Below are 13,145 nucleotides of genomic sequence, written 5' to 3'. Positions count from 1 at the left end.
TCCTTTCTTGTCCTTTTCGATTCCCTGATATGATCGATAATGCTTCGCTTCCCATCAATTCGCAATCGAATCATAGTCGGATCCTTCTCCACCCAGAACTGTGACCACAACTTTATGGGGCAAACAGACAATGCTTTGACCGTCTGCATGAATTTTCCCCATTTTCACACAAAGCTGATCCGGACAGTCTGCATCCTCCATGAAGACATAGCCCTTTTGGATCCTTACGGTATTGATCCTCTTTCCTTCCTTATTCTGAATTCGAATCGTCCGGTCCTTGTTCAGAGGATAGGTTCCAAAGGTCTCTCCCTTGACCTGGATCCGAACTCTGGCTCCGGTCTTTTTCGATTGGAGCAATGGGAAGAGAGATAAAAGAGCCGTAAGAAGAAGCATCAGAAGGATCAACAGGATGTCTGCCTTGCCAAAATAATGGAACTTCTTTTTTTGGTCTATATTTCCCGCCAATCCAGACTCATCCTTCCATCTCACCGATATAATAGAAACCATGGCATTCCGTCAATTTGACCGGAACGATCTGTCCGATGAGGTCCGGACTCCCCGGAAAATGAACAACCGAATTGTTCTCTAATCGTCCGGTCACAAAGCCCGGAGTCTCCCGGTTGACACTTTCGACCAGAACTTTTCCGGTCTGTCCCTCCAGGGCCATGGCCCGCTCTCTGCCATACTTCTGGACTTCAGTAAGGAGGCGGGAGAAGCGCTCCTTTACCACTTCCGGCGGAACCTGATCCGGCCGGTCGGCCGCCGGTGTCCCGGACCGCTTGGAATATTCGAAAGTGAAGGCACTGTCGTAACGGACACGTCTTACCACATCCATGGTCTCTTCAAAGTCTTCTTCTGTCTCACCCGGATAGCCGACAATGATATCGGTCGACAAGGCAACATCCGGTATTGCTTCCCGGATCCGCCGAACCAGATCCAGATAGGATTCCTTGGTATACCTCCGGTTCATGTCCTTCAGAATACGGCTGGAACCGGACTGAAGCGGAAGATGAATATGATGACAGACATGCCTGGAACTTGCAATGGTATCGATCAATTCCTGGGACAGATCCTTGGGATGGCTTGTCATGAAGCGGATCCGTTCGATCCCCTCTACCTCATCTACATCATGGAGCAGTTCTGCAAAGGAAACGGGAGGATCCAGCTCTTTTCCATAGGAATTGACATTCTGTCCTAAGAGCATGACCTCTTTGACGCCGTCCTGTACCATCTTTTCGACCTCGGAAAGAATAGCCTTGGGATCCCTGCTCTTCTCCCTTCCGCGAACGTACGGGACGATACAGTAACTGCAGAAATTGTTGCAGCCGTAAGAAATATTGATCCCGGTCTTAAAGCGATATGTTCGGTCAATCGGCAGATTTTCTACCGGCTCATCGCCCTTTTCCAGGACATGGACCGTTCTCTTTCCTGTCTTCAGATTCTCTGTCAGAAGTTCCGCCAGCTCATGGATATTATGGGTACCGAACATGATATCTACAAAGGGATAACTCTGTTTGATCTTGTCCACCACTTGTTTTTCCTGGATCATGCAGCCGCAAATGGCGATTTTCATATGAGGATTCTTTTCCTTATAACCATGCAGTATGCCTAATCTTCCGAAAACCCTGTTATCAGCGTTTTCCCGGACGGTACAGGTATTATAGACAACAAAATCAGCGTTCTCGGAATCAGACTTTTCATAACCGATGTCCTCAAGAATGCCACGCAATTTTTCCGAATCTCTGGCATTCATCTGACAGCCGAAAGTTGTCACATGGAATGTCAGCTTACGACCGGCCTCCTCCTCTTCTCTTTTCAGAAGTTTCCTTGCCTCCCCGATAAAATAATACTGGCGCTCCGGCTCAGTGGTTGGAATCTGAACTTGATTCTGCATATCATTTCCTTTTCTAAAATTTATAGATCTTTTGATCTGTTACCAGATAATCCAAAGGCATGTCCCAGTCTTCTGTCGGAATACGATCTTCGACCTGATGTGAAAAAGCGGTGCCGATCCGTATGATCTGCGGATGCTCTGCAAAAAAGCGGTCATAGAAGCCGCCGCCATATCCGATCCGGTCTCCCTTTCGGTCAAAGACCAGACCCGGCGTAATGGACAGAAGAAGCCTGTCCTCGTCTGATAATGCGTGTTTTTCATCCGAAAATTCCGGTTCCGGGATCTGCATGACCCCCGGCCGGAAGGAATCCATGGAATCCACCTGAAAAAAACGGATCTCCTTCTTTTCCAGATCTGTGACAGGAAAATACAGATCCCGTCCATGATCCATCCATTCCTGATAAAGTGGAATCAGATCGATCTCATTTCCGATCGGATAATAACAAAGCAGGGACAGGTCCTCCGGGAAAGAATGGATCAGCTTCCTGAGATGACGGCGAACCAAAACAGAAGAAAAGCGGACATGATCCGCAGTCATATGATTTCTCAGAGCCTTATGAAAGCGTCTGCTTCGGTCGGTCTCTAATTTCGTTTTTTCCTCTGATCCTGCCTTCCTCATCCGATATCATCCTCCAGAAAATCAATCAAATCAAAATCTTCATCCAAATGCGGTAAGAAGAGACTTCCTTCCACAGAACCCTGAAACATCCGATGGAGAACGCCGACATGGTCTGCATTGGCAATCAGCATGGCGATGCCCGAATTTACAACAATTTTTGCTGCCCGAAGCTTGGTGGACATACCGCCGGTTCCGACATCACTGCCCGGCTGGTCACTGGCCATAGAAAGAATATGATCATCCAGTCGATCAATCAAAGGGATCAGCCTGGCATCCGGATCCTTTTTGGGGTCATTGCTATAGAGGCCGTCAATATCCGAAAGAAGGACCAGAAGGTCTGCATCTGTCAAAGCAGCCACCATGGCAGACAAAGTATCATTGTCGCCAAACTGGATCTCATAGGTTGATATGGTATCATTCTCGTTTACGATTGGGATCACACCCTCTCGAAAGAGCTCATTGAAGGTATTCTGGGCATTTTTTCTGGAAACATTATCGATCATGGTCGCCTTGGTCATTAAAACCTGACCGGACACCTGACCATATTCGCGGAAAAAATTCTGATAAACAGACATGAGCCTGGCCTGACCGACTGCTGCAAGGGCCTGACGCTGCGGCAGGCTTTTCGGCCGTTCCGTGATTCCCAGATTCTGCCTTCCGATTGCAATTGCACCGGAAGAAACCAGGCAGACATCGAGTCCCCGATTCTTTAAGTCCGAAAGTTCCCGGACCAGGTGCTCGATTTTCACGAAATCCAAATGACCGGTCTCCGGATGGGTCAGGGAATTGGATCCGATCTTTACAATGATGCGATGGATCTTTGAGAAATCAAAACCGGCGGCAGCTATGTTCTCCCGCCCGGGCCGATTCGATTTGGTATTAGTAACATTTGACATGATAAATTCCTTTCCAAACGTTATTACAATACCATATTTGATCATTTTTCGCACTAGAGGATGAAAATAAGCCCTGTCTTTCGAGTGGAAAACAGGGCTTATTTTTCTTCTATTTATGATGGTATTCAATTGATGGTAAATTGGCAGAGAATGAAGCAGGCCTTCCTAAGAAGTCTTTATAAGAAGTCTTTCTTATTCCGAAGCTGCCGAAGCTCCGACCGGATCAGCTGTCTTTTCTTCAGAGGGAAGGCGAACCTGACCGGGCTGGAGAAGAATGATCTTTCTCGGACACTTCTCAGCACAGATACCACATCCCGTACATTTTGACTGGTCGATCTCTGCAATATTATTTACTACATGAACCGCATCCGAAGGACAGTTCTTCTCACAGATCCTGCAGGCAATACAGCCGACGCTGCATTCCTTCATGACATCCTTACCCTTTTCCTCATTTCTGCAAGATACGACATAGGCGCTGTCATAAGGAACAAATGTGATCAGATTCTGAGGACAAGCCTTGATGCATTTCCCGCAAGCCTTACATTTCTCCTTATCCACACGGGCGATTCCATCGATGATGTGGATCGCATCAAATTCACAGACATTGACGCAGTCACCAAATCCCATGCAGCCGAAACTACAAGCCTTATGGCTGCCGCCCGGGACCATCTTTGCTGCAGCGCAGCTCTCAAAGCCACTGTAAAGATAGCGGTCTTTTGCCTTGGTACAGTCGCCGCTGCAACGGACATAGGCAACTTTCTTTTCTTCTTTTCCGGCTTCCACGCCCATGATGCCGGCAATGATTTTCGCAACCGGCTCGCCGCCGACCGGGCACTGATTCACTGCTGCCTTTCCCTCTGCAATTGCCTTGGCGCAGTCAGCACATCCGGCAAAACCACAGCCGCCGCAATTATTTCCGGGCAGTGCGTCTAATACAGCGCTCTCCTTGGGATCTACCTTGACTTCAAATTTCCTGGCGGAAAAGGTCAGAAAGAAGCCGATCAGACATCCGGTCAGACCGATCAATACGGTCGCAATGATGATTCCATACATAATCTACTCTCCCTTCCGCTTCAGACTCCGGAGATCATTCCGGAAAAGCCCATAAATGCGATTGCCATAAGACCTGCCGTAACGACTACAATCGCAGATCCCCGGAAGGCATGAGGGATATCATTGGATTCGATCTTCTCCCGGATGCCGGCCATGATAACAATGGCAATGGCAAAACCAACGGCAATACCAAAGCCGTAAACCGTACCGGTCAGAATATTGTATTTATATTTCACAATATTCAAAGCTGCTCCAAGTACACAACAGTTGGTTGTGATCAGTGGCAGATAGATACCCAGGGCACGGTAAAGGGACTGTACATTCTTTTTCAGGAACATCTCAATGAACTGAACCAGAGCCGCAATGACAAGGATGAATACGATCGTATTCATATAATCAAGATTCAAAGGTTTCAGGATGAATTCATGAATGATGCTGGTTACCAGGGAGGAAAGAGTTACTACGAAAATAACAGCTCCGCCCATACCTGCCGCTGTGCTGACCTTCTTCGATACACCGAAGAAAGGACAGAGGCCGAGGAACTGGCTCAGCACGACATTATTCACAACGGAGGACGAAATCAGGATTAAAATTAAGGTTTTCATTTCTTATCCTCCTTATTCACTGAAATAGTTTCTTTTGTATTCGCTTCTGCTTTGGCGGAAGTGGCAGCCTTTTTCTCTTCTTTCTCTGTCTTCTCTGACAGGGTATTGGGCTGCATACCGTGGCAGGAAGCACGAAGAGCGCAGCCACTGCAATCACCGGTATAAATACATCCCTGTGCAGGAGGAAGCGGCTTTCCTTTTGCAGCAGCCTTCTCTCTTACGATCTTCATGACGGCGATCAGGATCGCCATAATAAAGAAGGCTCCGGGAGCCAGGCCGAAGATGGAGATCGGTGTATAGCCGGCCTTGCCTGTGGACGGATCTGCCAGAGGAAGAATCTGAATACCGAAGATCTTACCCTGAGCCAGGATCTCACGAACTGCACTGATCAAGGTCAGGGATATGGTAAAACCAAGTCCCATACCAAGGCCATCGAAGAGGGAAGCGATCACACCATGACTTTTTGCGTAGGCTTCTGCACGTCCGAGGATAATACAGTTTACAACGATCAGAGGAATAAAGATTCCCAGGGAATCATAGAGTGCCGGTACGAAACCCTGCACCAGGAACTGAACAATCGTAACCAGAGTGGCAACAACTACGATATAGGCCGGCATACGAACCGTATCCGGGATGATCTTTCGGAGTGCCGAGATCACAACATTCGATAGAACGAGAACGGCTGTCGCGGACAAGCCCATACCAATGGCATTAAATACGGTGGTGGTGATCGCAAGGGTAGAACACATACCCAGCATCAGAACCGTAGTCGGGTTCTCACGGAAAATACCATTCCAGAGCCGTTCCAGAGGAGTATCTGCCTTAAGCTTTTTCATCTTACTTTCCTCCCTTAAGCTCGCTGTTATAATAGGTAAAGCCGGCATCCACTGCAGTAGTCATTGCACGGGAAGTAATGGTTGCGCCGCTGATTGCTTCGATCTCATTTTCTCCCTTCTCAGAGCCATGCTTTACAACACTGTAATTACCGTTTTTCAGTTTCTTAAACTGATCACAGAAATCTTTATCGCTGTTTGCATCATCTTCCGTTGCCTTCATTCCAAGACCGGCCGTTTCGCTGATCGAGGTAATGGAGTAACGGGTCATATTTCCATCCTGATCGATTCCCATGGAGAAAGTAATATCTCCGCCGTATCCAGCAGACGAAGTCAAGGTAATGACATAACCTATATTCTTGCCCGAAGAATCCTTGGCTTCCACGACTGCATTGATGGTATCCTTATCAAAGCCTTTCTTATGAATCAAAGCGGTAGCCTTATTGGTATCAAAGCCCTTCACTTCATCAAATTTCTTCGCCTTGGGAAGAACTTCGCGATAAGCCTCCTGAGTGGCCTTCTCCTGTGCCGCTGCAATCGGTTGCTTTGTCACTTCATGTGCAGTACCAAGACAGAAACCGGAGACCAATGTGATCAGAGTCAGAATCAGTGCGTCTTTTGTGCCTTTCTTCATTTCGTCTCCCCTCCCTTCTTCTCTTTTACGATACCGAAAGCAGTCGGAACGGTAACACGCTCGATGAGAGGAACAATCAGATTGGAAATAATGATTGCATAACTTACGCCCTCTGCAGAGCTTCCGAAGATCCGGAACAGTCCGGTCAAAAGACCGAGAAGAATTCCATAGAGAATCTGTCCGTTAGGTGTAATGGGGCTTGTGACATAATCGGTTGCCATAAAGAATGCGCCGAGGATCAGCCCGCCTCCGCAGATCTCTTCGATCAGGTAAGTCAAATCAAAACCATGTCCGCCAAAAAGCAGAATGAAAACAGAGAAGGAGATCAGATAAGTTGCCGGGATCCGAAGCTTGATCACGCCGGTCAGAAGCAGAATGATCGCACCGATCAGAAGAGCAATCACACTGGTCTCACCGATCGTTCCGGCTTCCGTACCTAAAAGCATCTTGACCGGATCTACGGACTGGCCTGCCTTCAAATTGGCAAGCGGCGTTGCTGTTGTCACACCGTCGTAGCTGAAACTTGTCATCTGCTGGGTAAAGGACAAAAGCAGGAAACATCTGGCAGCAAGCGCCGGATTCATAAAGTTCTGTCCCAGACCGCCGAAAAGCATCTTGACAACAACAATAGCGAAGAATCCACCCAAAACCGGAACAAACCAGGATACGGTATGAGGCAGGTTCAGACCTAAGAGCAGGCCGGTCACAACTGCCGACAGATCGCTGATGGTGTTCTTCTTATGAACAATTCTGTCATAGACATATTCCGAAGCCACGCAGGAGCAGATGGATAGAACAAGCACCAAAAGAGCTCTGGGTCCGAAATTAAAAATACCGAAGATCGTCGCAGGGAGAAGTGAGATAATCACCCAAAGCATAATCTTCTGTGTGTCCATCTTCTCTCTGACATGGGGAGAAGACGTTACATGTATCAGTTCACTCACGGATATTCACCTCTTCCTATTTCTTCTGCTTTCTCTTGTCTGCCAGAATCTGTTTCTTCATGGTCCGGATCTCCTGAGCCAGAGGTCTTCTGGCCGGACATACATAAGAGCAGCTTCCGCATTCAATACACTCAAGTCCGTATAATTTCTCAAAAGATGCCTTATCTCCATGCTCTGAGAGCTTGGACAGATGGGCCGGGAGCAGTCTCTCCGGGCAGGCATCTACACAGCGTCCGCAGTTAATGCAAGGCGTTGTCTCATACTTGGATGCTTGGTCCTCTGTAAAACAAAGTAAGGCGGATGTTGTCTTGGTAACCGGAACATCGAGATCAAACATTGCAAATCCCATCATAGGACCGCCGGAGATCATCTTGGCTGCAGATGCCTTGAGTCCGTCTGCAGCATCAAGGATTTCCCGGATGGAAGTTCCGGTCAGAACCTTGAAATTCCTCGGATCTGTAACTGCATCGCCGGAGACGGTAAAGATCCGATCCATCAAAGGCTTTCCAAGCGTTACCGCATCATCGATTGCACAGATCGTTTCCACATTGTCGACAATACAGCCCGCATCTGCCGGAAGCATCTTGGAATTGATGTCTCTGCCGGTAACCGCATGAATGATCTGACGCTCACCGCCCTGAGGATACTTGGTCTGAAGCTCTGCCACAGTGATCCTCGGGATATCCTTAACGAGTTCTGAAAACTTCTGCAGGCAATCCGGTTTGTTATTTTCAATTGCCAGGATCCCCTTGGCATTGTCGAAAAGGCTTAAGATGATTTCCATACCCCGGACCAGTTTTTCAGGATGCTCTACCATCATCCGGTAGTCACAGGTGAGATAAGGTTCGCATTCTGCACAATTGGCGATAATATAATCGATCTTTGCAGGGTCCTTCGGTGCAAGCTTTACATGAGTAGGGAAACCTGCGCCACCCATACCGACAATACCGGCATCCTTAATCTTCTTAAGGATTTCCTCTTTGGAAAGCTTATGGAAATCCGGCGTCTCCTGATAAGGCACTTCCTCATACTGTCCGTCATTCTCCACGATGATGGCATCCACCATATCGCCGGTTGCATTCCGATGTTTTTCCAATGCCTTGACCGTACCTGAAACAGAACTGAAAACCGGTGCCGATACGAATCCACCGGCTTCTGCCAACAACTGTCCCCGTAAGACATGATCTCCCTTTGCCACGACAGGCTTAGCCGGAGCACCAATGTGCTGCGACATAAGAAAAGTCAAATCCCCCTTGGGAAGCAATTCTTTGATTGGCTTGTCCTTCGAGAGATCCTTCCCTTCAATGGGATGAACCCCTCCCTGAAACGTATGTAAGCCCATGAACTGACCTCCTTTGTATTACGCATACAATACAAATTTCTAAACCTATGATGTCGAAGTCAAAATCCCTTAACAAGACAAGATATAATACTTATAAAGTCTTTTGCTTCTGTTCATCATTATAACACTTTTTGTAAAAATCAATAGAAATTTGTCATGTATTTTGTATGGAATTATGCATTTTGTGAGAACCAATCTTTTAATTGTAAAAACTGTTATACGATATGCACAAGAAAATGGCCATTTTCTAATTATATGTTAAATATTTAACAACTACCACTTAAGAAATGCAGGCAAGAGGCAAATCCGTTATAATGCATATGTAGTAATCAGGTGATGACAGGTTGAAAGCTGCTTTGTAAGCTTCTTTGGTAGATAAAATGAAAGAAATTACTTATCCGAAAAAAAGAATAGAAAGGACTCCGACGGCCCTAAGACAGCTGACAGGAGATGATCTCTTTTTGGATATTGAGACAACCGGCCTGTCCTCAAAACGAAATAAAATCTATCTGATCGGGCTTGGAAAGTTCAATATAGAAGATTCCACCATCTCTGTTCGTCAATTATTTGCGGAGGAAGAAAAGGAAGAGGAAGCTATTTTAAAAGCCTTTCAAAAGGAATTGGAAGGGACCGCTTCCATTATTACCTTTAATGGGAATCGATTTGATCTGCCCTTTCTGAGAGATCGGCTTCAGGTTTTCGGTCTGGATCCCGGTCCTTTGGAAAAAATATTGAAAAAAGATCTGTATCTGGATTTTAAACCGGCAAAAAAGTATTATAACCTGCCTTCTCTCCGCCAGAAGTCGATCGAAGCTTTCCTTGGTATCCAAAGAGAAGATGAAAAAAGCGGAAAAGAGCTCATCCCCATTTATCATGCCTATGAGAGAACCAGATCCTCTGACTTGTCCAAATTATTACTTCTTCATAACAGGGACGATGTCTTAGGGATGGTTCCTCTCTTTTTGATGTATGACTATATCGATTTCCTTGGCCAAAGCCCGGACCGGCAAGTTTCCTCGGAAGAACAGCTTTTGAAAAACAAGCTTTTAAAAATACATCTTTCCATCGAGAAAGTCCAGCCGGACATCAAAAACAGCCTGGTTTTCTTCGGAAATACCGATTTAATCCTGCCATCGGAAGTACGCTATCGGGAAGACTGTCTGCTTCTAAGTCTGGATCAGGGAAAGGTCAAGGGCGTTCTCCTTCCGGAAAGGCAAGACCTTTACTTTACTCTCCCGGATTATAAGAATTATTATTATCTCCCGGAAGAAGGCCGGATCCTGCCCAAGGTTCTGGCGGCCAGCCTGCCAAGAGACCGCTATCGAAAAGCCAGAAAAGAAGACTGCATGGAAAAAAGTCATGGCCTCTTCCTCCCTCTCCTGCCCGGAATAAATATAGATCATTTTGCCAATCAGCGTATTTACTTTAAAAAGGAAGAGCCGAAGAAGAAGTTTATCCGTCTGCCGGATCAGGAAAACGAAGCCGAGCAGATTCGTATCATAGAAAAATATCTCAATCTCTATCTTCTCTCCCGTTTTCAATGATTGATCCGGCGCTCCACCCTTTTTTTGATCCTGTTCTTCTCCATGTGTCAGCAGAAAAATAAAAAGTTCTTTGCTAAAAAAAGCCCCAGGGATCATTCCCTGGGGCTTTTCATTCGTATTCAGATCAAAATCCGATCATCAATTACTGGTTCTTGTAGTCGTCGACATTGACATCTGCATAATCAGAATTTTCATTATCCTGATCAAGTGCCTTGATGCTGAGGGAGATCTTGTGCTCGTTCTCACGAAGCTCAACAACCTTAGCGGTAACTTCCTGACCAGTCTTCAATACATCAGAAGGCTTGTCAACATGTTCCTTGGAAATCTGAGAAACATGAAGCAAAGCATCGATGCCCGGTTCAAGCTCGATGAAGGCGCCGAAGTCGGTCATACGTGCAACCTTACCGGTTACAACGGTACCGATAGCATACTTCTCAGCAGCACCGTTCCAAGGATTCTCATCATCAAACTTACGGGAAAGAGCAATCTTATGTCCGTTGATATTCTTAATGAAGACACGAACCTTATCATCTACATGATAAAGCTTCTTCGGATTATCAACATGGCCCCAGCTCATCTCAGAGATATGAAGCAGACCATCTACACCGCCAAGATCGATGAATGCACCGAAATCAGTTACATTCTTAACGGTTCCTTCAATCACATCACCAACATGGATGTTCTCGAAGAATTCCTTCTGCAACTCTTCCTTCTTTGCAACGAGAAGCTGCTTACGATCACCGATGATTCTTCTCTTTCTCGGATTGAACTCGGTGATAACAAATTCGATATCCTGACCATTGTACTGATTCAGATCCTTAACATAAGTATCAGCAACAAGACTTGCAGGTACGAATACTCTTGCATCATCAACAACAACGGAAAGACCGCCGTTCAGCACCTTTACAACCTTACCGGTCAGTACTTCGTGGTTCTCAAATGCTTCCTTCAGCTTCTCATTGCCCTTCTCCTGAGCAAGTCTTCTGTAAGAAAGAACAACCATATTGTCATCATTCTGTGTCTTAACAACGATTGCTTCCATGGTATCGCCAACTTTGGCAACGGTTGTAAGATCAAGATTGGAGTCATCAGAATATTCATTCCGAGTAATTACTCCATCGGACTTATAACCGATATTAAGATCGATCTCATCCGGCTTTACCGCAATAACGGTACCCTCTACGATTTCCCCGTTGTGAATCGTCTTGAACGACTCGTTCAGCATTTCCTCAAAGCTCTGTTCTGGCATGTTTCCTGAACCTCCTGAATAATTTTTTGTGGCGTCGATGCCCCTGCTGTTATTCCTACGCTGTCAATGGATTCGATTACGGACAGATCCAGGTCGTCTCGAGATTGTATAAAGAAGGTCCGGGGATTGATCTCTTTGCAAATCTCGTAGAGCTTCTGTGAATTAGAACTGTGTTTACCGCCTATAACAATCATCACATCAACTTTATCCGCAACGGCTGCCGCCTCATTCTGGCGTTCAGCTGTAGCGCTGCAGATCGTATTCAAACAAAATATACTATAACCTTTATTCTCAATAATTTCAACAAGTTCTTCAAATTTCTTGTAATTAAAGGTCGTTTGAGAAACCAGACAGATTTTTCGATCCAGAGGCAGATCGATGGCTTCTGCTTCCTCCCTGGATCCTATTACTTCATAATCATCTCCGGGGATCCAGCCGATAATGCCTTCCACTTCCGGATGCTCCCGGTTTCCGGTAATAATGATATGGTAGCCCTTTTTGGCATATTCATTGACGACCCTGTGAATTTTCAGAACAAAAGGGCAGGTTGCATCCACGACATCAAAGCCATCTTCCTTGAGTTCTTCCATGACCTGAGAGGAGACGCCGTGAGAGCGGATGATCACCGTTCCTTTTTCCAGGCGGTCCAGATCACAATTCTCGTCCATAACCCGGACCCCGCGGGCTTTCAGATCATCCACAACAATTTCATTATGGATGATGGGCCCATAGGTATAGATTGGACGGCCATCGGCCTTTTCAATTTCCCTCTCCACCGTATCCAGGGCTCTTTTCACTCCGAAACAAAAGCCGGCGCTCTGTGCCAGAAGAACTTTCATAGGTCTTTCTCCTTTTGATGTACAAGACTTACGATCTTCTCTGTTACTTCTTCGATCGTAAGATCCGATGAATCCAGAAGAATGGCATCTTTTGCCTGGCGAAGAGGAGCAATGGCCCGGTTCATATCCTGCTCATCTCTTTTTTTCACATCTTGAATAATGTCATCCAGATCGGCCTTCTGCCCTTTCGAAATCAATTCATCATAGCGTCTCCTGCCGCGGATCTCGGCACTGGCCGTCAAAAAGATCTTCACATCCGCATTTGGCAGAACAACCGTTCCGATGTCTCTTCCATCCATAATAACCGACTGCTTCCTTGCCAGATCCTTCTGCAGATTCAAAAGAGCCTCCCGAACCTTGGCATAGGCGCTGACACGAGACGCAGCCGCACTGACCTCAGGCGTCCGGATATAGGACGTCACATTACAATCATTGACCAGGACCGCCTGTTCTCCATTTTCATAAGAGATCTTCACGGAAAGTTTCTCCGCCTCTCTTGACACAGCGGACTCGTCCGAAATGTCGATCCCCTTTTTCAGCATATGATAGGCCATGCCACGATACATAGCACCTGTATCGACATAAATATAGCCCAGCTCCTTTGCGGCCCGTCTGGCAATCGTACTCTTTCCAGCTCCGGCAGGTCCGTCAATCGCAACATTCATTATTTTCATCTTCGATCCTCTCTACTCC

The 13,145-nt window shown here is 46.5% G+C and carries 14 protein-coding genes; 1 reads left to right on the top strand and 13 read right to left on the bottom strand.

The genetic code is table 11. The annotated features are described in order from the left end of the window. Positions 1–54: 54 nt before the first annotated feature. The 10 genes from ACKX2L_RS02235 to rsxC form a co-directional block, all read right to left on the bottom strand. A complete protein-coding gene (locus tag ACKX2L_RS02235; RefSeq protein ID WP_497550608.1) occupies positions 55–465 on the bottom strand; it encodes a NusG domain II-containing protein in 411 nt (136 codons plus the stop codon). A gap of 7 nt (positions 466–472) precedes the next feature. Then, positions 473–1,894 (bottom strand): tRNA (N6-isopentenyl adenosine(37)-C2)-methylthiotransferase MiaB, encoded by a 1,422-nt coding sequence (gene miaB / locus ACKX2L_RS02230; RefSeq protein ID WP_497550609.1) that lies wholly within the window; start codon positions 1,892–1,894, stop codon positions 473–475. 13 nt (positions 1,895–1,907) lie between these two features. Then, the gene (locus tag ACKX2L_RS02225; RefSeq protein WP_497550610.1) at positions 1,908–2,513 is read right to left on the bottom strand and encodes a 5-formyltetrahydrofolate cyclo-ligase; all 606 of its coding nucleotides are present in this window, start codon (positions 2,511–2,513) and stop codon (positions 1,908–1,910) included. Then, positions 2,510–3,409 carry a glutamate 5-kinase gene (gene proB, locus ACKX2L_RS02220; protein ID WP_497550611.1) on the bottom strand — a complete coding sequence of 300 codons (900 nt, stop codon included), beginning with the start codon at positions 3,407–3,409 and terminating at the stop codon, positions 2,510–2,512. Before proB ends, ACKX2L_RS02225 begins: the two co-directional genes overlap by 4 nt. Positions 3,410–3,601: 192 nt before the next feature. Continuing rightward, positions 3,602–4,462 (bottom strand): RnfABCDGE type electron transport complex subunit B, encoded by an 861-nt coding sequence (locus ACKX2L_RS02215; protein WP_497550612.1) that lies wholly within the window; start codon positions 4,460–4,462, stop codon positions 3,602–3,604. A gap of 20 nt (positions 4,463–4,482) precedes the next feature. Then, entirely contained in the window at positions 4,483–5,067 is a 585-nt protein-coding gene (gene rsxA, locus ACKX2L_RS02210) for an electron transport complex subunit RsxA (RefSeq protein ID WP_497550613.1), read from the bottom strand. Next, complete coding sequence (gene rsxE, locus ACKX2L_RS02205) at positions 5,064–5,903, bottom strand: electron transport complex subunit RsxE (protein ID WP_497550614.1); 840 nt, start codon at positions 5,901–5,903, stop codon at positions 5,064–5,066. The genes rsxA and rsxE overlap by 4 nt, the downstream gene beginning before the upstream one ends. A 1-nt stretch (position 5,904) precedes the next feature. Beyond that, on the bottom strand, positions 5,905–6,534 hold the full coding sequence (locus tag ACKX2L_RS02200; protein ID WP_497550615.1) for an RnfABCDGE type electron transport complex subunit G: 630 nt from the start codon (positions 6,532–6,534) through the stop codon (positions 5,905–5,907). Then, entirely contained in the window at positions 6,531–7,478 is a 948-nt protein-coding gene (locus ACKX2L_RS02195) for an RnfABCDGE type electron transport complex subunit D (protein WP_497550616.1), read from the bottom strand. The genes ACKX2L_RS02200 and ACKX2L_RS02195 overlap by 4 nt, the downstream gene beginning before the upstream one ends. 16 nt (positions 7,479–7,494) lie before the next feature. Further along, positions 7,495–8,820: an electron transport complex subunit RsxC gene (rsxC, locus tag ACKX2L_RS02190; protein ID WP_497550617.1), complete on the bottom strand. Its 1,326-nt coding sequence runs from the start codon at positions 8,818–8,820 to the stop codon at positions 7,495–7,497. 461 nt (positions 8,821–9,281) lie between these two features. Here rsxC and ACKX2L_RS02185 point away from each other — a divergent pair, with 461 nt between their 5' ends. Beyond that, positions 9,282–10,364, top strand: coding sequence for a ribonuclease H-like domain-containing protein (locus ACKX2L_RS02185; RefSeq protein WP_497550618.1), 1,083 nt, complete (start codon positions 9,282–9,284; stop codon positions 10,362–10,364). A gap of 142 nt (positions 10,365–10,506) precedes the next feature. Here ACKX2L_RS02185 and rpsA read toward each other — a convergent pair whose 3' ends face one another. Genes rpsA through cmk form a run of 3 tightly spaced genes read right to left on the bottom strand, consistent with a single transcriptional unit; the run spans position 10,507 to position 13,126 of the window. Then, positions 10,507–11,613, bottom strand: coding sequence for a 30S ribosomal protein S1 (gene rpsA, locus ACKX2L_RS02180; RefSeq protein WP_497550619.1), 1,107 nt, complete (start codon positions 11,611–11,613; stop codon positions 10,507–10,509). Further along, positions 11,583–12,452, bottom strand: a complete 870-nt coding sequence (gene ispH / locus ACKX2L_RS02175) for a 4-hydroxy-3-methylbut-2-enyl diphosphate reductase (RefSeq protein ID WP_497550620.1) — start codon at positions 12,450–12,452, stop codon at positions 11,583–11,585. Before ispH ends, rpsA begins: the two co-directional genes overlap by 31 nt. Further along, entirely contained in the window at positions 12,449–13,126 is a 678-nt protein-coding gene (gene cmk / locus ACKX2L_RS02170; RefSeq protein WP_497550621.1) for a (d)CMP kinase, read from the bottom strand. The genes ispH and cmk overlap by 4 nt, the downstream gene beginning before the upstream one ends. Between the last annotated feature and the right edge of the window lie 19 nt (positions 13,127–13,145).

It is taken from the genome of Porcibacter vitabionis, assembly GCF_046263795.1.
Classification (GTDB): domain Bacteria; phylum Bacillota; class Clostridia; order Lachnospirales; family Lachnospiraceae; genus Lachnocurva.
Note: the sequence above shows the minus strand (reverse complement) of the source record. Positions and strands in the feature narration are given on the sequence as shown.

Bases quoted from the DNA above. Each gene is read 5' to 3' on its own strand.
- rpsA (WP_497550619.1), bottom strand. From the start codon at position 11,613: ATGCCAGAACAGAGCTTTGAGGAAATGCTGAACGAGTCGTTCAAGACG.
- ispH (WP_497550620.1), bottom strand. From the start codon at position 12,452: ATGAAAGTTCTTCTGGCACAGAGCGCCGGCTTTTGTTTCGGAGTGAAA.
- ACKX2L_RS02200 (WP_497550615.1), bottom strand. From the start codon at position 6,534: ATGAAGAAAGGCACAAAAGACGCACTGATTCTGACTCTGATCACATTG.
- rsxC (WP_497550617.1), bottom strand. From the start codon at position 8,820: ATGGGCTTACATACGTTTCAGGGAGGGGTTCATCCCATTGAAGGGAAG.
- ACKX2L_RS02215 (WP_497550612.1), bottom strand. From the start codon at position 4,462: ATGTATGGAATCATCATTGCGACCGTATTGATCGGTCTGACCGGATGT.
- rsxE (WP_497550614.1), bottom strand. From the start codon at position 5,903: ATGAAAAAGCTTAAGGCAGATACTCCTCTGGAACGGCTCTGGAATGGT.
- cmk (WP_497550621.1), bottom strand. From the start codon at position 13,126: ATGAAAATAATGAATGTTGCGATTGACGGACCTGCCGGAGCTGGAAAG.
- miaB (WP_497550609.1), bottom strand. From the start codon at position 1,894: ATGCAGAATCAAGTTCAGATTCCAACCACTGAGCCGGAGCGCCAGTAT.
- rsxA (WP_497550613.1), bottom strand. From the start codon at position 5,067: ATGAAAACCTTAATTTTAATCCTGATTTCGTCCTCCGTTGTGAATAAT.
- ACKX2L_RS02225 (WP_497550610.1), bottom strand. From the start codon at position 2,513: ATGAGGAAGGCAGGATCAGAGGAAAAAACGAAATTAGAGACCGACCGA.
- proB (WP_497550611.1), bottom strand. From the start codon at position 3,409: ATGTCAAATGTTACTAATACCAAATCGAATCGGCCCGGGCGGGAGAAC.